Source organism: Streptomyces sp. NPDC048196, assembly GCF_040652715.1.
GTDB classification, from domain to species: Bacteria; Actinomycetota; Actinomycetes; order Streptomycetales; family Streptomycetaceae; genus Streptomyces; species Streptomyces siderophoricus.
Genome location: NZ_JBEZMM010000036.1, coordinates 14,863 through 35,669, shown reverse-complemented (window position 1 = coordinate 35,669; position 20,807 = coordinate 14,863). Strand labels below are relative to the sequence as shown.

13 protein-coding genes are annotated in these 20,807 nt (G+C 73.4%); 6 read left to right on the top strand and 7 right to left on the bottom strand.

All coding sequences use genetic code 11. The annotated features are described in order from the left end of the window. Window positions 1-244 precede the first annotated feature (244 nt). Complete coding sequence (locus tag AB0E02_RS28110) at window positions 245-2,395, bottom strand: N-6 DNA methylase (protein WP_362143948.1); 2,151 nt, start codon at window positions 2,393-2,395, stop codon at window positions 245-247. 193 nt (window positions 2,396-2,588) lie between these two features. Here AB0E02_RS28110 and AB0E02_RS28105 point away from each other — a divergent pair, with 193 nt between their 5' ends. Together AB0E02_RS28105 and AB0E02_RS28100 are read left to right on the top strand one after the other, a co-directional pair. Then, entirely contained in the window at window positions 2,589-3,356 is a 768-nt protein-coding gene (locus AB0E02_RS28105; RefSeq protein ID WP_362143946.1) for a DUF4190 domain-containing protein, read from the top strand. A 193-nt stretch (window positions 3,357-3,549) separates the two neighbouring features. Further along, window positions 3,550-5,076, top strand: coding sequence for a DUF2079 domain-containing protein (locus tag AB0E02_RS28100; RefSeq protein WP_362143943.1), 1,527 nt, complete (start codon window positions 3,550-3,552; stop codon window positions 5,074-5,076). Between the two features lie 187 nt (window positions 5,077-5,263). On the opposite strand, the gene mfd is transcribed toward AB0E02_RS28100, so the two are convergent. Next, window positions 5,264-8,812 carry a transcription-repair coupling factor gene (mfd, locus tag AB0E02_RS28095; RefSeq protein WP_362143940.1) on the bottom strand — a complete coding sequence of 1,183 codons (3,549 nt, stop codon included), beginning with the start codon at window positions 8,810-8,812 and terminating at the stop codon, window positions 5,264-5,266. A gap of 355 nt (window positions 8,813-9,167) precedes the next feature. Between mfd and AB0E02_RS28090 the strand changes: the two genes are divergently transcribed. Next, complete coding sequence (locus tag AB0E02_RS28090) at window positions 9,168-10,673, top strand: MFS transporter (protein WP_362144031.1); 1,506 nt, start codon at window positions 9,168-9,170, stop codon at window positions 10,671-10,673. Between the two features lie 22 nt (window positions 10,674-10,695). Here the strand turns inward: AB0E02_RS28090 and AB0E02_RS28085 are convergent, their stop codons facing one another. The 4 genes from AB0E02_RS28085 to AB0E02_RS28070 all read right to left on the bottom strand — a co-directional run bounded on the left by AB0E02_RS28085 (window position 10,696) and on the right by AB0E02_RS28070 (window position 16,653). Continuing rightward, a complete protein-coding gene (locus AB0E02_RS28085) occupies window positions 10,696-11,664 on the bottom strand; it encodes a cellulose-binding protein (protein ID WP_362143937.1) in 969 nt (322 codons plus the stop codon). Window positions 11,665-11,762: 98 nt separating this feature from the next. Then, window positions 11,763-12,890 carry an LCP family protein gene (locus AB0E02_RS28080; RefSeq protein WP_362143934.1) on the bottom strand — a complete coding sequence of 376 codons (1,128 nt, stop codon included), beginning with the start codon at window positions 12,888-12,890 and terminating at the stop codon, window positions 11,763-11,765. A gap of 68 nt (window positions 12,891-12,958) precedes the next feature. After that, complete coding sequence (locus AB0E02_RS28075; RefSeq protein WP_362143932.1) at window positions 12,959-15,640, bottom strand: SUKH-4 family immunity protein; 2,682 nt, start codon at window positions 15,638-15,640, stop codon at window positions 12,959-12,961. A 5-nt stretch (window positions 15,641-15,645) separates the two neighbouring features. After that, entirely contained in the window at window positions 15,646-16,653 is a 1,008-nt protein-coding gene (locus AB0E02_RS28070; RefSeq protein WP_362143929.1) for an SMI1/KNR4 family protein, read from the bottom strand. Window positions 16,654-17,025: 372 nt separating this feature from the next. Here AB0E02_RS28070 and AB0E02_RS28065 point away from each other — a divergent pair, with 372 nt between their 5' ends. After that, window positions 17,026-17,550, top strand: a complete 525-nt coding sequence (locus tag AB0E02_RS28065; RefSeq protein ID WP_362143926.1) for a YwqJ-related putative deaminase — start codon at window positions 17,026-17,028, stop codon at window positions 17,548-17,550. A gap of 8 nt (window positions 17,551-17,558) precedes the next feature. Continuing rightward, window positions 17,559-18,131, top strand: coding sequence for an SUKH-3 domain-containing protein (locus AB0E02_RS28060; protein WP_362143924.1), 573 nt, complete (start codon window positions 17,559-17,561; stop codon window positions 18,129-18,131). Between the two features lie 193 nt (window positions 18,132-18,324). Here the strand turns inward: AB0E02_RS28060 and AB0E02_RS28055 are convergent, their stop codons facing one another. Continuing rightward, the gene (locus AB0E02_RS28055; protein WP_362143921.1) at window positions 18,325-19,770 is read right to left on the bottom strand and encodes a histidine kinase; all 1,446 of its coding nucleotides are present in this window, start codon (window positions 19,768-19,770) and stop codon (window positions 18,325-18,327) included. A gap of 154 nt (window positions 19,771-19,924) precedes the next feature. On the opposite strand from AB0E02_RS28055, the gene AB0E02_RS28050 reads away from it, so the two are divergent. Continuing rightward, window positions 19,925-20,803 (top strand): hypothetical protein, encoded by an 879-nt coding sequence (locus AB0E02_RS28050; protein ID WP_362143918.1) that lies wholly within the window; start codon window positions 19,925-19,927, stop codon window positions 20,801-20,803. Window positions 20,804-20,807: the final 4 nt, after the last annotated feature.

The following is a 20,807-nucleotide window of genomic DNA, read 5'->3' as shown; positions in this document are numbered from 1 at the left end:
CCGACGGTGGTGCGCCCATCACCGCACGTGCCTAGCGAGCGTATATACGACACCGGGCGCGTGTGCGGGGTTGTACGGAATGGACCGGGCGATGTGCCGGGCCCATTCTGCGACCTGGTGTGGGGCGCGGGCCGCCCCAGGTCCCGCCCTTCTGCCGGTCCGTCCGCTATACCCGATCCGTCCGTCGGTGGGAGGCGCTCGGTGCCGGAGGAACGACCGCGGCGCGCCCCCTCCGGCCCCCCCGTCAGTCCGGTGTGACCGACCCGTCCGTCAGTCCGTCGTAGAGGCCCTGCACCAGCTGTTCGCCGAGCCGGGTGGCCTGGCGCAGGGTGCTTTCGAAGGTGGCCAGGTCGCTGAACCGGCTGCCGTAGCGGCGCTGTTCGGCCAGTGGGAGCCGGGGCAGCTGGAGGCGGCGGACGTCGAGCCGGGTGGCGGTGGAGGCGTAGCTGCTGGCCTGGCGGTTGTTGGCGGTGCCGCGCAGGAAGCCGGCGAGGAACCACGGGTCCAGGGCGGCCGGGTCGGGGCGCAGCAGGGTGAGGTTGCGGCCGAGGGCGGCGCCGGCGGTGGCCGCGTCGACGACCCGGGCGATGGCGCCGCCGCCGAGGACCGGGACGACGACGTCGCCCTCGCGGAGCAGGACGGGTTCCTCGGCCGGCCCGGAGGCGGGCGCCTCGGGCAGGGCGCCGGAGGGGGCGCCGCCGGCGATGACGTCGTGGTCGGTGAGGACCGGGGGCGCGTCCGGCCCCTCGGCCGGTGCGGTGCCGGGGCCGCCGGTGCGCAGCACCAGGGCGCCGGAGCGGGCGAGTTCGCCGACGGTGGTCAGCGGCCAGCGGGCCGGTCCGGTGTCGGCGTCGGCGGGCCGGGGGGTGAGCTGGGTGGTCCGGGCGAGGGTTTCGGTCAGCCGGTCGTGCACCTCGGCGAGTGCGGCGGGGCCGCCGGGCGCGGCGGGCGGCGGGAGGTGCCGGGCCGGGGCCAGGTCGACGTCGTCGTCGAGGAGGTCGATGGCGGCCAGCGAGCGCCGGACGCCGGGCCGTTCCTCGATGCCGCCGTCGCGGTCGAAGGCCCGCCAGGCCTCCACGGCGGTGTCCCGGACGGTCTGCCAGTCGGGCCGGTCCCGGCCGGCGGCGGCGCCGGCGGCGAGGTCGGCGGTGTCGACGACGAGGAGCTGCGGGGTGGGCGGGGTGGTGCCGCCGGGCTTGCGCAGCACCCACAGGTGCAGCGGGACGCCGTTGGGCGGGGCGGCGCCGGCCGGCAGTGCGATGACCGCGCGCAGTGCGCCGCGGCGCAGCAGGTCGGCGCGGATCCGGCGGCCGGAGCGGCGGGACGCGGCGGCGGGCGGCATCAGCACGACGGCGGTGCCGCCCTCGCGCAGCCGGGCCAGGGCGTGCTGGACCCAGGCGAGTTCGGATTCGGTGCGGGCCGGGAAGCCGTACTCCCAGCGCGGGTCGTAGGCGAGTTCGTCGTGGCCCCAGTTGCGTTCGTTGAACGGCGGGTGGACGAGCACGGCGTCCGCGGTGAGGTCGGGGAAGGCGTCGGCGCGCAGGGTGTCCGCGGCGCGCACCCGGACCTCGGCGGCGGGGGTGCCGAGGGCGAGGCGGAGCGCGGTGAGCGCGGCGAGGTCGGGGTCCGACTCCTGGCCGTGGAGGGTGACGGTGGTGCCGTCGGTCCCGTCGGCGGTGCGCTCGCGGGCGGCGGCGAGCAGCGCGCCGGCGCCGCAGGCCGGGTCGAGGACGGTGGTCAACGGGCCTGCCACGGCGGCGAGTTCGGCCATCAGCGCGGCGGGCCCCGGCGGGGTGAGGGTGTACTGCCGGGGGTTGGCGTCCAGATGGCGGCCGAGCAGGAACGCGTACGCCTCGGGGGCGCCGTCCAGGGTCGCGAGCTCGCCGGTGGAGCGTACGAGTGCGGCGGAGGGGGCGAGCGCCTCGCGGGTGAGGCCGCGGACGGGGTGGCCGGGGCCGAGCCGGGCGGCGAGCACGGAGTCGAGCATCGCGGGCAGCACGCCGGTGAGCTCGGTGTCGTCGGCGGCGCCGCGCAACTGCTGCCAGGCGGCGGGCCGGTCGTGGGCGAGCAGCAGGACGGCGCCGGCCTGGCGGAGCGCTGCGGCGGCGCCCGCGGGGTGTCCGACGAGCTGCTGCCAGACCCGCTCACGCAGCGGGACCTCGGCGAGTTTGCCCTGGTCGCGCAGCCATTGCTCGATGTCGCGGAGGGCGAAGGCGGGGCTGGTCTCGGTGCCGCCGACGGGCTTGGGGAAGTCGGCGTGGCGGCGCCGCCAGTTGCTGACCGCGGCCCGGCCGACGCCGGCGAGCCGGGCGATGCCGGCGGCGGTCACCTCGGTCGGGCGGCTGTCCGCCCCCTGGTCCGCTGACGCGTTGTGCGGCACCTGGCTGACTCCCATTCCGTGAACCCCCGACCTCCTGTGACCCCCGACGCTGTGTCGGCCAGCATACCCATCCGCCAGGATTCTCCCCCTTCACAGCGTGAACCAATCCTCTTCTCACATTCATGTTGACTCGGTTCACAGGCTCTGCTGTTATTGACCCATCACCGCAACGGTCTTCGATCCACCAGCCCGGAAGGGGCTCCCACGCATGTCCCAGCAGATGCACTTCCAGCCCGCCCCGCAGGGGCCCGCCGCCCCGCAGCAGGCCCGTAACGGTCTCGGCGTCGCCGCCCTGATCCTCGGCATCATCGGCGCCCTCAGCGGCATCCCGATGATCCTGTTCTGGCTGGCCGGGCCCCTGGGCATCCTGGCCCTGATCTTCGGCCTGGTGGGCATGAGCCGGGCCAAGAAGGGCCAGGCCACCAACAAGGGCGTGGCGATCACCGGCACGATCCTCGGCGCGCTCTCGATCATCCTCGCGGTCGTTGGGGTCATCGTCACGCTGATGGCCGTCAACAAGGCCGTCGACGAGGTGCACAAGGAGTACGAGAAGCAGTCGGGCAGCAGCAGCAACATCAAGGACCTGGGCGCGGGTGAGGCCGCGAAGTACAACAACGGCCTTGAGGTGTCCGTCTCCAAGCCGACCCCCTACACCGTCGACAAGAACACCCTCATCGACGGCCACACCGAGGGCAACAAGGCCTGGAAGGTCACCGTCACCCTCAAGAACACCGCCTCCAAGCCCTACACCAACCCGCTGATGACCACCGACGCGGAGGCCGACGGCAAGAAGTCCGAGGAGGTCGCCGACGACAAGCACGGCATCCTGCACCACGACTTCGAGAAGACGCTCAGCCCCAACGAGTCCTCCAAGGTGGACATGGTCTTCGACGCCCCGCCGACCGCCAAGGAGCTCGAACTCAAGATCACGCCGGACCTGCTGCTCGACCCGGCGAACTGGAAGCTGGCGCTCTGACGCACCGGGGCCCCGCCCCCTCCTCGCCCTCCCGGCCCGGCACCGCGACCCGCGGTGCCGGGCCGGGCGCCGTCCGGCCGGCGGGAACGGACCGCGCCGGCGCGGCGTCTGACTCACTGCCCGACGGGCGCCTGGTCCCCGGGCCGGCCGCGTCAGGTACCTTTCCGGCAGTTGAGAGTGAGTGAGGACCCTGATGGACACGGCCGCCGCAACGGCCGGGGGTGCCCCCGGACGGGACCTGGGGCAGGACGGCCGCACCGTGCCGCCGCCCCGGACCGCCGCCGACCCGGCCGCGACCACCGCCCCCGGGCCGCCCGCCGGTCCCCTCCGGCACACCGCCCGCCGCCTGTGGGAGCGGGCGGCCCCGCTGCATGTGCCCCGCCTCGACCCGTACTGGGCCGCCCTCCTCTTCTTCCTCGCCTTCGCGCTGCTGGCCCTGCACCGCTTCCGGACCCTGTCCACGTCCTCCTGGGACCTGGGCATCTTCGAACAGGCGATACGCGGCTACGCCCACTTCCGGGCGCCGATCGTCGACCTCAAGGGCCCCGGCACCAACATCCTCGGCGACCACTTCAGCCCCGTACTGGTCCTGCTCGCCCCCTTCTACCGCGTCTTCCCGTCCTCACTGACCCTGCTGATAGCCCAGGCCGCGCTGTTCGCGGTGTCCGTCATACCGGTCACCCGCGCCGCGGCCCGCGCCCTCGGCCGCCTCCCCGGCCTCGCCCTCGGCATCGCGTACGGCACCTCCTGGGGCCTGCAGAAGGCCGTCGACTTCGACTTCCACGAGATCGCGTTCGCCCTGCCGCTGCTGGCCTTCGCCCTCGAAGCGGTGCTCCGCGGCCGCTGGACGGCGGCGGTGTGCTGGGCGGCGCCGCTGGTCCTGGTCAAGGAGGACCTGGGCGTCACCGCCGCCGCCATCGGGGCCCTCGCCCTGATACGCACCCGGAGGGCGAGCCCCCTCCCCATCGCCCTGGTCGGCTTCGGCCTCGGCGCCGCCGCCCTCACCCTCGGCGTCCTCATCCCGTCCTTCAACGGGTCCGGCTCGTACGACTACTGGGCCAAGTTCGGCGCCGACGGCGGCGGCGCGACGATCCCCCTCGACACGGCGCTGCGCACCACCCTGTGGGTGCTGCTCCCCACCACCGGCCTGCTCGCCCTGCGCTCCCCCCTCATCCTGGTCGCGCTGCCCACCCTGGGCTGGCGGTTCCTCTCCCACGAACCCCACTACTGGGGCATCGACTGGCACTACAACGCGGTCCTGATGCCGGTGGTCTTCCTCGCCCTGGCCGACGCGCTCCCCCGGGCCCGGGTCTCCGCCCGCCCCTGGCTGCGCTCCTACGCCCACCACCTGCCGGCCGCAGTCCTCGCCGCGGCCCTCGCGCTGACCGCCAACCTGCCGCTGGCGCGGCTCACGGAGTCCGCGACGTACCGCACCCCGCCGGACGTCGCCGCCGCGGCGCGGCTGCTCTCCCGGATCCCCGACGGCGCCACCGTCGAATCCGACATCCGCCCCCTGAGCCGGCTCACCGACCACACGCGCGTCTTCTGGCTCGGCAACACGGGGGGCTTGGCGCCCGGCTACATCGCGGTCCAGCTACGGGACGGGCACACGGTGCGCCAGGCGGTCGCGGATGCCGTTGCCCGGCATCCGCGGGCGCACTACGTCGTTCTCGGCGGGGCCGCGGATGTCCTTGTTCTCCGGAGGACTTCGGCCGGCTGACCCGTACGACGGCTCGCTGACCCGTACGTTGTCGGCTGGCCCGCCGTGGGGGTTGCTGTTCTTCCGCCTTCGGCGGACGTGGGGGGTTGGGCCGGGGGCCCTAAACCCCACCCCGCCGAAGGCGGGAAAGACAGCAACGCCCACGGCGGGAAAGCCGAAAACGTGGGAGGCAGTCAAAAACGTACGGCTACGACAACACCGTCGTCAGGAACTCGCCCACCCAGGCGAGAAGCTGACGCCCCACCACCGGCTTGCCGCCGATCTTGGCCGTCGTGGGCCGCGGAACCAGAATCTGGTGAGCGGCCGGCTTCAGGACCGTACGCGGGTACAACCGCTTCAGGCGGAGTTCCTGGGACTCGCGGAGTTCGACCGGGCCGAAGCGGATGTTGGCGCCCTGGAGGGTGATGTCCGAGACGCCGCAGGAACGGGCCAGCATGCGCAGGCCGGCGACGAGCAGGAGGTTCTCGACCGGCTCGGGCAGCTTGCCGTAGCGGTCGGTGAGCTCCTCGCGGACCGCGGCGATGTCCTCCTCGGAGTTCGCGGAGGCGATCGCGCGGTAGGCCTGGAGGCGGAGCCGCTCGCCGGGGGCGTAGTCGTGCGGGACGTGCGCGTCGACGGGGAGCTCGATCTTGACCTCCAGAGGCGGCTCCTCCTCGACCCCGCCCTCCAGGGAGGCCCGGTAGTCGGCGACGGCCTCGCCGACCATGCGGACGTAGAGGTCGAAGCCGACGCCGGCGATGTGGCCGGACTGTTCGCCGCCGAGGAGGTTGCCGGCGCCGCGGATCTCCAGGTCCTTCATGGCGACGTACATGCCGGCGCCCATCTCGGTGTGCTGGGCGATGGTGGCGAGGCGCTCGTGGGCGGTCTCGGTCAGCGGCTTCTCGGGCGGGTAGAGGAAGTACGCGTAGCCGCGTTCGCGGCCGCGGCCGACCCGGCCGCGGAGCTGGTGCAACTGCGACAGGCCGAAGTTGTCGCCGCGCTCCACGATCAGCGTGTTGGCGTTGGAGATGTCGATGCCGGACTCGACGATCGTGGTCGAGACCAGGACGTCGAACTTCTTCTCCCAGAAGTCGACGACGACCTGTTCGAGGGCCGACTCGGACATCTGGCCGTGCGCGGTGGCGATCCGGGCCTCGGGGACGATCTCGCGCAGGCGCGCGGCGGCGCGGTCGATGGACTCGACGCGGTTGTGGATGTAGAAGACCTGGCCCTCGCGGAGCAGTTCGCGGCGGATGGCGGCGCCGATCTGCTTCTGCTCGTAGGGGCCGACGAAGGTCAGGACCGGGTGCCGCTCCTCCGGCGGGGTGGTGATCGTGGACATCTCGCGGATGCCGGTGACCGCCATCTCCAGGGTGCGGGGGATCGGGGTCGCGGACATGGTCAGCACGTCGACGTTGGCGCGGAGCTTCTTCAGCTGCTCCTTGTGCTCGACGCCGAAGCGCTGCTCCTCGTCGACGATGACCAGGCCCAGGTCCTTGAACTTGGTCTCGGAGGAGAACAGGCGGTGGGTGCCGATGACGATGTCGACGGCGCCCTCCCGCAGGCCCTCCAGGGTCGCCTTGGCCTCGGTGTCGGTCTGGAAGCGGGACAGCGCCTTGACGCTGACCGGGAACTGGCCGTACCGCTCGGTGAAGGTGCCGTAGTGCTGCTGGACCAGCAGCGTGGTCGGGACCAGGACCGCGACCTGCTTGCCGTCCTGCACCGCCTTGAAGGCCGCTCTCACAGCAATTTCAGTTTTACCGTAGCCGACGTCGCCGCAGATCAGCCGGTCCATCGGAACCGACTTCTCCATGTCCTCCTTGACCTCGGCGATGGTGGTGAGCTGGTCGGGCGTCTCCACGTACGGGAAGGCGTCCTCCAGTTCGCGCTGCCAGGGGGTGTCCGGGCCGAAGGTGTGGCCGGGGGCCGCCATCCGGGCCGAGTACAGCTTGATCAGGTCGGCGGCGATCTCCTTGACGGCCTTCTTGGCGCGCGCCTTGGTCTTGGTCCAGTCGGCGCCGCCGAGCCGGTGCAGGGTCGGGGCCTCGCCGCCCACGTACTTGGTGACCTGCTCCAGCTGGTCGGTGGGGATGTACAGGCGGTCGCCGGGCTGGCCGCGCTTGGCGGGCGCGTACTCGACGAGGAGGTACTCGCGGGTCGCGCCCTGGACCGTGCGCTGCACCATCTCGATGTAGCGGCCCACGCCGTGCTGCTCGTGGACGATGTAGTCGCCCGCTTCGAGGGTGAGCGGGTCGATGGTCTTGCGGCGCCGGGCCGGCATCCGCTGGCCGTCCTTGCCGGCCGCCTTCTGGCCGGACAGGTCGGTCTCGGTCAGCACGGCCAGCTGGAGCTGCGGAGCGATGAAGCCGTTGTCCAGGGAGCCGCAGGCGACGTGGACGAGGGCGGGCGAGATCTCGGGGAGGTCGGCGTCGAGGCGGGCGGCGATGCCCTCGCCGCCGAGGACCTCGACCGTACGGGCCGCGGGGCCGTGCGCCTCGGTGACGTAGACGGTGCGCCAGCCGTCGGCGAGCCACTGCTTGGTGTCGGCCAGCGCCCGCTGGGTGTCACCGCGGTACGTCTCGGGGGCCTGCAGGCCCAGCTTGAGGGTGTCGCCGTCGTCCTCGGCGTCCGGGTCCTCCCCGGAGGCGAACGGCGTGACCGACCACCACATCATGTCCAGCTCACGGGCCCGGTCGCGGACGTCCGCGATGCCCCACAGGGACGCCGCGCCGACGTCGATGGGCGCGTCCCCGCCGCCCGCCGTCGCGGCCCAGCTCGCCTGCAGGAACTCCTGGCTGGTCGCCACCAGGTCGGCGGACCGGGTGCGCACCCGCTCCGGGTCGCAGACCACGGCCATGGAGCCCTTGGGCAGGACGTCGAGCAGCAGCTCCATCTCGTCGACGAGGACCGGTGCGAGCGACTCCATGCCTTCGACCGCGATGCCCTCGGCGATCTTGCCGAGGAGTTCGCCCAGCTCCGGGTGCTGCTCGGCGAGGGCGGCGGCGCGGTTGCGGACGTCGTCGGTGAGCAGCAGCTCACGGCAGGGCGGCGCCCACAGGCCGTGCTCGGCGATCTCCAGGGAGCGCTGGTCGGCGACCTTGAAGTAGCGGATCTCCTCGACGTCGTCGCCCCAGAACTCGATCCGGAGCGGGTGCTCCTCGGTGGGCGGGAAGACGTCCAGGATGCCGCCGCGGACCGCGAACTCGCCGCGCTTCTCGACCAGTTCGACGCGGGCGTAGGCGGCCGCCGCCAGGCCGTCGACGATCTCCTCCAGGTCGGCGGTCTGCCCCGTGCGCAGACTGACCGGCTCCAGGTCGCCCAGGCCCTTGACCTGCGGCTGGAGCACCGAGCGGATCGGCGCGACGACGACCGAGACGGGGCCCGCGGTGGGGTCGTCCGGGCTGGGGTGGGTGAGCCGGCGGAGCACCGCCAGGCGCCGGCCGACGGTGTCCGAGCGCGGGGAGAGCCGCTCGTGCGGCAGCGTCTCCCAGGAGGGGAACTCGACGACGGAGTTGTCCTCGCCGGCCGGCATCAGGCTGCGCAGCGCGGCGGCGAGGTCCTCGGCCTCCCGGCCGGTGGCGGTGACCGCCAGCACCGGGCGCTGTGCCTCGCGGGCGAGCGCGGCGATCACGAACGGGCGGGCGGCCGGCGGGCCCACGAGATCCACGTGCGGGCGGCGTCCGTCGGCCGCGGCCCGGACCGCTTCGGCGAGCGCCGGGTCCCGTACGACGGCGTCGAGCAGACCAGTCAGGCTCATGAAAGGCTTCCGTCCCAGCAAGCGAGGCGAACAACGCGAACAGCCCGCGACGTCACACGGGCGGGGGTTGCCCACGATACGCCCGACCGCCGACAAACCGCCGCCCGAGCAGACCGGGCCCGGGCGGGGGCGGGCCGCCCGGTCCCGTTCCGGATCCCGGTCCGGCATGGAAGGCTGGGGCGGGAACGGTGCCCGTTACACACAACGGTGGCAGGCAAGCGGAGGGGGACCCATGAGCCGCACGACCAGGGGCAGCGACAGCCCCACGGACCGGGGCACGGGCGGCCCGCGGACGCCGGCGCCGGAGCCCGGCAGCGCCCGCGGCGAGCGGCGCGGCCCGGTCGTCGCCGCCCTGATGCTCGGCATGGCACTGGCCGCGCTGGACTCCACGATCATCGCCACCGCCGTCCCCCAGATCGTCGGCGACCTCGGCGGCTTCGCGGTCTTCTCCTGGCTGTTCTCCGGCTACCTGCTGGCCGTCACCGTCACCCTGCCCGTCTACGGCAAGCTCTCCGACACCTTCGGCCGCAAGCCCATCCTGATCACCGGCATCGTGCTCTTCCTCGCCGGCTCACTGGCCTGCGCCGCCGCCTGGAACATGGCGTCGCTGATCGCCTTCCGGGTACTGCAGGGCCTGGGCGGCGGCGCCCTCCAGGGCACCGTGCAGACCATCGCCGCCGACCTCTACCCGATGAAGGAACGCCCCAAGATCCAGGCCAGGCTCTCCGGCGTCTGGGCCACCTCGGCGATCGCCGGGCCGGCGCTCGGCGGACTGCTCGCCGCCTACGCGGACTGGCGGTGGATCTTCCTGGTCAATGTGCCGGTGGGCGCGGTGGCGCTGTGGCTGGTCGGGCGGCACTTCACCGAGCCGCGGCGCGCCACCGGCCGTGGTGGCGACCGGGCCGGCCGGCCCCGGGTGGACTGGCCCGGCGCGCTGGCGATCTTCGCCTGCGGCGGGCTGCTGCTGACCGCCCTGGTCCAGGGCGGCGTCGCCTGGGCCTGGCTCTCCACCCCGTCCCTGTTGCTGTTCGCCGGCAGCGCGGGGTGCGGCGCGGCCACCGTCCTGATCGAACGGCGCGCCGCCGAGCCGATCATCCCCGGCTGGGTGTGGCGCCGCCGCACCATCTCCGCGGTCAACCTCGCCCTGGGCGCACTCGGCCTGCTGATGGTCGCCCCCACCGTCTTCCTGCCCACCTACGCCCAGTCGGTGCTGGGCCTGGGCCCGATCGCGGCCGGTTTCGTACTGTCCGTGATGACCCTGAGCTGGCCGGTGTCGGCGGCCCTGAGCAGCCACGTCTACAACCGCCTCGGCATCCGCAACTGCGCCCTGCTGGGCATCGGCGCGGCCGGGCTGATCCTGCTCGCCTTCCCGCTGCTGCCCTATCCCGGCGCGGCCTGGCAGCCCGCGCTGATCATGCTGGCGCTGGGCGCCGCCCTCGGCCTCTTCCAGCTGCCGCTGATCATCGGCGTGCAGTCCTCCGTCGGCTACGCCGAGCGCGGCACCGCCACCGCGTCCATACTCTTCTGCCGCCAGGTCGGCCAGTCCGTCGGCGCCGCCCTCTTCGGCGCCGTCGCCAACACCACCCTCAAGGACCGCCTGGCCCACGCCCCGGCCGACATCCGCCCCGGCCTGCCCGGCGACCTCGACGCGGTCTCGCACGCCCTGGAGCACGCCGGCACGCTGACCGCGCACGCCACCGATTACCTGCGCCGCGCGGTCGCCGCCACCGTCGGCCACGTCTACCTCGGCGCCGCCACGGCCGCCGCGCTCGCCGTGCTCGCCCTGCTCCTGCTCGCCCCGCGGCGCTTCCCGGTGCACGCGGACGCCCGTACGGCGGAGGCCGAGCCCGGCGGGACGTAGCCGGGCCGGAGCCTTCGCGGGGTCAGCCGCCCGCCCGGCGCGGCACCTGGGTCTCCACGGTGTCCTCCTCGTCGGCACCGGCGGGACCGGCGGCCGGGCCGTCGTCCTCCGGCGCCGGGGCCTTGCCGGTCAACGCCGCCAGGCTGTTGCGGACGTGCGCCATGTGCGAACGCAGCTCCTCGCGCTCCTCGTCGTGCTCCCGCAGCGCCCGCTCCGTGGCCCGCTCGATGCGTTCCGCCGCGACCCGGGCCTGCGCCAGCAGTTCGGCGGCCTGGTCCTCGGCGGCCTCCTGGTGGTGCCGGGCGGCCTCCTCGGCCTGGGCGTAGCGCCGCCGCTCGTCGGCGAGCAGCACCTCGCCCCGCTCGTCCAGCTCCACCACCAGCCGCTCCAGCGCCGCCTCCCGCTCGGCGATCTCCCGCCCGCCCGCGTCCCACTCCTCCGCGTGCCGCTTCTCCTGGTCGCTGAGCAGCTGGTCGGTGCGCCGCACCACGTTCGCCAGCGCCTCGGCGGCCTCCGCGCGCAGCTGCCCGGCCTCCCGGGACGCCGCCGTCACCAGCTTCGTGGCGTTGTCCCGGGCCACCTCCTCGGTGTGCCGGGCCCGTTCGTCGGCGTCGGTGCGCAGCGCGGACGCCGCCTTGTCCGCCGACTCCCGGACCCTCTTGGCGTGCGTTTCGGCCCCGTCCCGCTCCTCCTCGGCGAACTCCTCGGCCTCCGTGCGCAGCCGCGCCGCCTCGGACTCCGCCGTGGTCAGGATCAACCGGGCCTCGCTGCCGAGGGATTCGTACGTCTGCGGGGGCAGCTTCGCCAGATAGAGCCGCAGTTCGGCGAGTTCGGCCTCCATCTCGTTGCACAGGACGGTGAGCCGCGCGGCCCGCTCCCAGCAGGAGTCACGGTCGATGGAGAGCCCCTCGAAGCGGCGGTCCACATCCTCCGGCCGGTACCCACGGCCCCGTACGATCTCGAACCCGTGAGGCGAAACCGATGCACTCATCCCTCAAGCCCCTCTGTGCAGTTGCGCGCACTTCTCCTCGGACCGGCCGGCGGCGGCGCCCTCGCGACCCTCCGGCCGACCCACTGCACCAGGATGCGTTATTTATCGACAGAAGTCGGAATTGGATCATCGTGGCGCAACGCCCGGAACAACCGGCTCGCCCCGTTTTCGTCCCACAGCAGTACCGACCCGGCCCCGGCCACCATCACCCCCGGCTGCCGCACCGGCACCGTCGTCGCCACCCCGCCCCCGCCCGAGATCTGCTTCATCGCCCAGCCCATGTCCAGCAACTGCGCCATTCCGGCCTGCTGATCCACCCTCAGCGCCGCCACCGACACGTCCAGCACCCGCCGCAACCGGAACGGATCGAGCAGCACCCGCGAGTCGGTCATCCCGTCCGCCAGCGCACCGATCAGCCGGCGCTGCCGCTTCACCCGTCCGAGGTCCCCCTGTGGGTCGGCATACCGCGCCCGGACGTACGCCAGCGCCTCCGTGCCGTTCATCCGCCGGCAGCCCGCCGGGAAGTCCGCCCCCGACCTCTCGTCCCGCAACGGCCGCTCCAGACACAGCCGCACCCCGTCCGGCAACGCGTCCACCACCTGCACCAGCCCCAGGAAACTGACCTCCGCGTAACGGTCGATCCGCAACCCCGTCACCTGCTCCACCGTCCGGGTGAGCAGCCGCGGGCCACCGTCCGCATACGCCTCGTTGATCTTCCGGCTGCCGTACCCCGGCACCGGGACGTAACTGTCGCGCGGCAGGCTCACCAGGGTAGGGCCGTGGTCGCCGTAGTGCAGCACCATGATCGTGTCGGTGTTCCGCACCTGGTTGTTGCCGACGTGCAGCTCCTTGCGCTGCTCCGGGGTCAGCTCGGCCCGGCTGTCCGAACCGACCAGCAGCCAGTTCGTGCCCCGGCCCGCGGCCGGCCGCCCCGCGTAGTCACCCAGCGCATCGACGTGCTGCAACTGCTGCCCCGCCCGCACATACAGCCCCACCCCGCCCGCCACCACCAGCAGGACCAGCACCACCAGCGCCACCAGCAGCCACTTCAGCCAGGCCAGCCGGGACGGCCCGGAACCCGTCCCTCGGCGCCGCGGCGGGCGCCGCCCCGGCAGCGAACGGGCGATCCGCCGCCGGTGCCACCACGGCGGCCGCCGCGCCCGGTACAGCGTCGTCGACGGGCCGGGCCACGGCGACGACCACGACGGGGGTATCGGACGGCCCATACAGGCATGGTCAGGGCGCCCGGCCCGGCTCGCAGGTCGAGCGCCCCCGTCCTAGCCCGGAGAGCCCCTCACAGCAGGCCGTCCCACATCTGCTCCAGCAGCACCGACCACCAGGTCTCCGGCGAACCGAGCGCCGGCGGATCCAGCGCCACCAGCTGCGCCTGGAAGTCCACCGTCCAGCGGCCCGCCTGCTCCGGCGTGAGCCCGTACCGCAGCCGCCACATCCGGCCCAGCATCGCCAGACAGCGCACGAACTCCGGCAGCCCGGAATTCACGAACTGCGGCGCGGCCGGCTGACCGCCCGGACCGTCCCCCATGGCCTGAACGGCATGGGAGGTGCCCCCACCCATCGGCACCGCCACGATGTTCGCGGTCCCGTACTGGACGCACAGCTGACGCCCGAAGTCGTTGCCCATCACCAGGTACGACCCGGCGTCCGACGCCGGCTGCACCCCGCGCTCCGCCGCCAGCTCCGCCAGCGTCGGCACCGGACGGCCCGGCTGCGCCTGCGCCCAGAAGAACGGCCCGAAGTCCACCGGCAGCCCGGCCCACACCAGCATCTGCGCCACCACGTCCGGCACACCGTGCCGGGAGACCGCCCGCTGGTCGAACCGGAAGATCCCCTGCGGCCCGAAGGACTGCTCCAGCTCCTGCCCGATCACCTGCGGCGGAACCGGCGGCACCGGCTGCACCTGCGACGGATGCGGCAACGGCACCCGCACCGGCGCCGGCCGCGCCGGACCGTCCGCGACCTGGTGCAACTCGCCCTGGTGCTCGACAAGATGGCGCACGCCCTGCTGACGCGAGGCGTGGTCCCGGCCGTACGCGGCGGTGTGGCTGATCCGCACCTGCGGCCAGTTGTCCCGGATCATCCGCGCGCAGTAGCCGCCCGGCAGATCACAGCACTCCAGCTCGGTGTGCAGCTCCAGCACCTGCTGCGGCGGCACGTTCATCCCGCGCAGCTCGTGCAACAGCTGCCACTCCGGATGCGGCGTACCCGGCGCCGAACGGCGCACGATCTTCTGCTCCGAACCGTCCGGGGCGCGATAGCTCAGCACCGCCATGTAGCCCGGACCGACCGTCGGCTGACCACTGGGCGCCGGCGGATAGCCGTACGCACCGGGAGCCGCAGCGCCGGGGCCCGGCACACCGGGCTGCGGGCCGGGCGGGGCGGGCTGCCCCTGCGGCGGGCCCGGCACACCGGGCGGCGGCACACCGGGACCGGCGCCCGGCGGCACACCGGGCGCACCCGGACCACCGGGGCCACCCTGCAGCGCCGCGCCACTGGCCAGCATCGTCGCCGCGGCGTGCACCCCACCACCGGAGCCACCGCCCGTGGCGGGCACCGGCGGGGGCGGCGGCGGACCGCCCGGCGCACCCTGGCCGCCCTGACTGCCGTGCGCGCCCTGACTGCTGTGCGCGCCCTGGCCGGGCCGCCCCGGCGGGCCGGGCGGCTTCGGCGCCCCGGGTACGCCCGGCGGCGCGGGCGGCGGCGGCACACCCGGACCCGCACCCGCACCCCCCGGACCACCGGCAGCCACCAGATCCTGCAGCGACGCCCCGTCGGCGAGCATCGTCGCCGCGGCGTGCACCCCACCACCGGGACCGCCGGCACCCGGCGCACCCGTACCGCCGGAGCCACCCGCGTCACCACCGGGTCCACCGGCGCCGCCCGGCCCGTCCACCGCACTCAGATCGAGACCGTCCGCATCCAACTGCGACACCAGCTGCGTCGGCACATAACCACCGGCCGGCCCACCGGACGCACCCGCGGCCGGGGCTTTTGCGCTCTGCGGGGCGGACGGCGGCGTGGCGGGGCCGGGAGCGCCCGGCCCGGCGACACCGGGCGGCGGCGGGACGTCCGCGACCGGCGGCCCCGACGGCGGCGGCAGATCCGGCAACCCCACAGCGGCCGGCGGCGCGGACGGCATCGGCGGCAGCGGCGCCCCACCGGGACCGCCGGCCCCGTCGGACGGCAGATCCAGCGCGGGCGCGACCTGGGTACGCGGCAACTGGCTGCCGCCCTGCAGCAGTTCGGTCTTGGCGTCCGGCCGCGCCCGCGGCGCCACCGGCGCGTCCTCCTCGTCGTAACCGGCCAGCGGCGGCGCGAAGACCGTCGCGGGCAGGCCCACCGAACGGTCCCCGGCCCCCGCATCGGAATGCGTCGTGTCCGCCGCCGCCCAGGGGGTGTCGTCGGCAGCACCCGAAGCGGGCGCGGGGGCAGGCGCGGGTGCGGGCATCGCGGACTGCTGTGGCGCGGCGGCCTGTTGCGGCACCGACGGGGCAGCCGGACCGGAACCCGCACCGGGTCCCTCCTGCGCACTCCCCGCACTCCCCGCGCCACCGGCCGCCCCCGCACCGCCACTCCGGTCCGGGATGCCGATCGCGTCCGCCGCCTCCTGCAGCCACTCCGGCGGCGTCAGCAGGAACGACGTGGCCTCCAGATCGATCCGCTGCGGCGGCTCGGCAGCGCCGTACCCGCCGTCCACCGGCGTGCCGTACTCCTCCTCGTAACGACGGATCACCTCGCCCACCGGCAACCCCGGCCACAGCGTGGTCTCCCCGCTGTCCCGCGCGATCACCATCCGGGCCCGGCCGCCCTCCGCCGCCGCACCCCCCTCACGGTCCTCCGCCCAGGCCACGAAGCCCAGGTCGAACTCCCGCACCCGCACCTCACGGTGGAGCTCCGCCGGCACCTCGCCGTTCACCCACCGCTCGGCGCGCTCCTGCGCCTGCGCGAACGTCACCACCGCGATCAGCCCCCCACCACTACGGCCTGCGCGAAACCGCCGTCCACCATCAGGTTCGCCACCGTCTCCAGCTCCGGCGGATTACCCGCCAGCCGCTGCAGAAACTCGTCAAAATCCGCCCCGCACGGCAACAACAGCCGCTCCACCCGCTCCTGCACCGTCCAGCCGTCCCGGTCCCGCGCATCGTCGTACGGGCAGAACCACACCGAGCCCCGCCCCTCACCGCGCACCTTCACCGCGACCACACCACCCTGCGCGAACGCCACCCCCAGATAGTCCTTGGTGAAGTGGTCCCGCAGGCACTTGTTCACGTACACCAGGTCGTTGACCGCCGCGTCGTCCCGCACCGTGAAGAACGGCTGGTCCACCAGCAGCCCCAACTCCGCGTCCAGCGCCGCACCCACCGGCGCACACCCGCCCGCCGCCTTCACGAACGACCGGTACGCACCCGGCAACCGGTACCCCAGCGCCTCCTCGGCCTGGACCACCTGCTCCTCACCCACCGACAGATCACGGTGCGGCAACCCGAAATGCGCCGGCCGGGTCTCCTGCAACGGCCGCGTCCCGCGCTTGTCGTGCGCCACCGCTGCCGTCGCCAGCCCACCGTGATGCCGCAACAGCGCCTTCACCTCGACCGGGATCAGCTCCATCCGCCGCGTACCCGCCACGTGATGCCAGGTCCAGCCGTGCGGCGTCGCCACCGCGGGCACATCTATCCACAGCTCGTGCCCCTGCGCGTGCAGCGCCGCGTTCGCCGACACATAGTCCGTCAGCCTCAGCTCGTCGACCCCGAAACCCTCCGGCGGCTCGGCGATCTCCGCCGCGGCCCGGGCGTACGGCGCGAAATCCGGGAAGCCCCGCCCGTCCATCCGCACCCCCGCCGGATACCGCGCGGCACGCACCGGATCCGGAAAATGCACGACCTGTCCGGCATAGGCCGCATTCGGTGGCGCGGTATGTCCCGCCGCCTGGGGGCCGGGTGGAACCCCCAGCCCTGGCCGACCTGTCGTCATCGCGGTTGCCCCCTGGCTGAAGCTGGCTTTGGGGCACAGCCTATGCCGTACCGCAACACCCCCCGCCGCCCCCGCCCCGCACGTCAGCGGCACCCCCCGGCCCGGCGACGCACCGCCTCCCACCCGGCGGAACCCCCGCCTCCGCCCGCGCGCCCCCACCCGTCAGCCCCGCGACACACCGGCGTCACCCGCCGGCCCACCACCCCCGAACCCCGCACACCACCCCGCCCACCAGCCCCGTTGACCCCCGGCCGACACCCCGTCAGCCCCTCGTGATCACCGCGACAGGCCGTCCGACTACCGGAACACCCAGCACATTTGGCAGGCTGACCCCCGCAACCGGGGGGTTTGCAGGGAGGGAAAGCACCACGGATGAGCACCACCGCACGCCACAGCACCGGCACCGGCACCGGCACCGGCGACCCTCGCATCGGCTGGAGCGGCACCGCCGACACCCACCGCCCGCCCACGCTCCACCACCGCCGCGACGGCATCCTCCCCACCATCGGCGCCGCCCTGTCCGTACGCGGCCACACCCTCACCTGCACCGCCAGCAAGGCCGAACAGCCCCCGCCGCTCCACCCCCTCGTCCAGGACTTCCTCGACGCCCTCCCCACCGCACAACGCGAACGCTTCACCGGACGCTGCCCCGAAGCCGTCCTGCTCTCCCGCCACCTCACCGCCGTCGAGACCAACCGCGGCAAACGCGCCTCCCGCAAGCCCCTCACCAACGGCGAAGCCCGCCGCTCCCTGAAACACTCCAAGATCACCGCACGCCACATCCGCGAGGACGGCGACCCCCAGCACGGCAGCTACGCCCCACCCTGCCGCTCCTGCGACGCCCTCCTCGCCCACTTCGGCGTCATGCCGATCGGCGCGACGCCCACAGGGAGCTGACCGCCACCATGCCGCCCACCACCCCCGGCCCCCGCGACGCCACCCACGACCGCACCCCCGGCCCCGGCCGCACCGACTCCACCCGATTCCCCGCCGCCGTCGACGTCGCCCTCCAGGAAGCCGGCTGGCAACCCGGCCGCTGGGACATAAAGCAGGCCGAACACTGGGCCGACACCCTCCGCGCCCACACCTCCCCCGCCGGCCACCGCCACACCGTCTTCCCCGCCGCCGTCGAAGCCTGGGCCGAATTCGGCGGCCTGCGCATCACCGGCCCCGGACCCGGCCGCCACCTCGCCCCCACCCCCTTCGTCATCGACCCCCTGCACGGCCTCCACCTCGCCCGCACCCTCGGCGACCTCGGCCGCGCCCTCGCCACCGACGTCGCCCCCCTCGGCCGCGAGGAACTCACCACCCACGACGGCCTCCACCCCCAGGCCACCCTCGCCATCGACGCCGAAGGCCGCGTCTACAGCCTCGACCACACCGGCGACTGGTACCTCGGCGCAGACCTCGACACCGCACTGGGCACCCTGGTCCTCGGCACCCGACCGAGCCGACTCTCGCCCCACGGCACCGACTGACCCGAAGGCACGACCCGACAACACCCCCGCCGGCACAGCACCCCCGCCCCGCGGACCGTCGGACAAGAATCCGGCGGACCATCGGAAAGAACCCGGCGGACCGCCGGAAAGGAAACGACGGACCGTCGGAAGGAACCCGGCGGACCGTCGAAAAGGAAACGACGGACCGTCGGAAGGAAAACGCCGACCCGGGTCAGCCCACCACGCGCGGAGCCGGCCGCGGCGCCGGCAGAACCGCCGAAACCCGGAAACCACCACCGTCCGTCGGGCCCGAGACAAAGACCCCACCCAGGGCCGTCACCCGCTCCCGCATCCCCACCAGACCATTGCCCCCGCTCGGCAGCCCCGCATCCGCCGCCCCGCCGTCACACGGACCGTTCTCCACCTGCACCGCCAGCTCACCCTCACGATGCGCCAGACGCACCCGCGCCCGGGCACCCGGCGCATGCTTGTGGACGTTCGTCAACGCCTCCTGAACCACCCGGTACACCGCCCGCTCCACCCGCGCCCCATACCGCGGACGGACCGACTCCCCCTCACCACCGGCCACCGACAGCTCCACCACCATCCCGGCCGCCCGGGACTGCCCCACCAGATCCCCCAGATCATCCAGACCCGGCCCGTCCGGACCCCCCTCCCCCGACGACACCTCCACAACGGAACGCCCCCGATCCAGATCCCGGCCCTGATCCCCAGCCAGGCCCCGATCCCCCTCGGCAGCCTCCCGCGCCCGCACCCCCGACGCCACCGCCGCCAGCCGCTCCGGCACATCCGCCCCCGCAACACCCCGCGCCGCCGACCCCTCGGCCGTCCGCAGCACCCCCAGCATCTCCCGCAACTCCGTCAGCGCCTGCCGACCCATGTCCCCCACCAGAGCCGCGTTCTTCGACGCCTTCTCCGGATCCTTCAACGCCACCGCCTGCAGCGCCGCCGCATGCACCACCATCAAACTGACCCGGTGCGCGACCACGTCATGCATCTCCCGCGCGATCCGCGTCCGCTCCTCGTTACGGGCCCACTCCGCCCGCTCCTCGGCCCGGTCCGCCAACAGCGACAGCTCCCGCTCCAGACCGTCCGCACGCTCCCGCAGACTCTCCACCAACCGCCGCCGCGCACCGACGTACAAACCCCACAACACCGGCGGCGCCGTCAACACCACACCCAGCGCCAACGCCATCACCGGCACCAGCCACACCGGCGGATTGAAGTCCGGCTGCGACGCGATGTCCTGCCGCATGCTGAGGAACGTCGTCACCAACGTCCCCGTCACCGTCATACCGGCCAGCAACGCCGTGATCCGCCGCGGCACATCCGACGCGGCGAGCGTGTACAGCCCCACCACACTCAGCAGCCCGCCCATCTCCGCAGGCATCACCGCTATCGAAACCAGCACCACCACCACGGGCCACCGGCGACGCACCAGCAGCACCGGCCCCACCAGCACACCGAGCAGCGCACCCAGCAGCTCCGGCAGATGCGCCCCATGCGCAAAACTCACGCCCTCGAGCAGGCACTCCACCGTCGAAGCAGCCGCCAACGACGCGTCCAGAACGGCACTGCGCCGCCGCGCCCACCACCACGGCCCACCTATCGGCGCACCCCGCGCGCCCACACCTTCACTTGCCCCCGTCGCGGTCATACCGACCAGCCTACGGGGGCCTCCACCAGTTCCTCCGCCCACTTATGGACGCCCGTTCGCCCGGATACCAGCCTTACCCTCGGTTATCCCTCGAACTGTTGAATCGCCCACGTTTTCGATGCTCTGGCGTGTCGTGTCCCGCCACCCTGTTCCCATGCCGAACACCCAACGGACGCCGCACGACTACGAAGCGTTACGCCACCACGCCCTCACCCTCCGCCGCGCCGGCCTCAGCCGCCGCCAGATCCGCGACCGGCTGCACGTCCACAACAACGACATCCTCAACCGCCTCCTGGAGGGCGCGCCGGTCCCGGAATGGACCAAGCGTCCGAACGCGAAGGACGACCTGCGGGCCAAGGCGCGTGAGCTGCGCAAACAGGGCAGGACCTACGACCAGATCCAGGTCGAGCTGGGCTGCTCGAAGAGCTCGATCTCGCTCTGGGTGCGGGACCTGCCGAAGCCGGAGCGCAAGCGCACCCGCGAAGAGGCCTCGGCCATCGCCCGACGAGGCTGGGAGGCGACGCTCAGGCGGCGCGAGGAGGAGCGGCGGCGAACCAAGGACGAGGCACGACGGGAGATCGGGGAACTCTCCGACCGCGATCTACTCATCGCCGGGGTCGCCCTTTACTGGGCAGAAGGCAGCAAGGACAAGCCCTACGCCCGTCGGGAGCACGCCCTGTTCGTCAACAGCGACCCGGGTGTGATCCGCCTGTACCTGGCGTGGCTGCAGCTGCTCGGCGTGAAGCCGGAGCACATTGGCTACCGCGTGATGATCCACGCAACCGCCGACGTGTCGGCCGCCGAACGCTATTGGGCAGATCTCGTCGGCGTCGACGTCGCCACCTTCCAGAAGACGACCATCAAGAAGCACAACCCCAAGACGGTGCGGAAGAACACCGGAGACGACTATCACGGCTGCCTGGTCATCCGGGTGTTGCAAAGCGCAGAGCTATACCGTCGCATCGAGGGCTGGTGGTACGGCATAGTGTTGGGTGCCAAAGCGGTCGTTCCGAGCGAGGTTCGGCCGTCTTGACAGT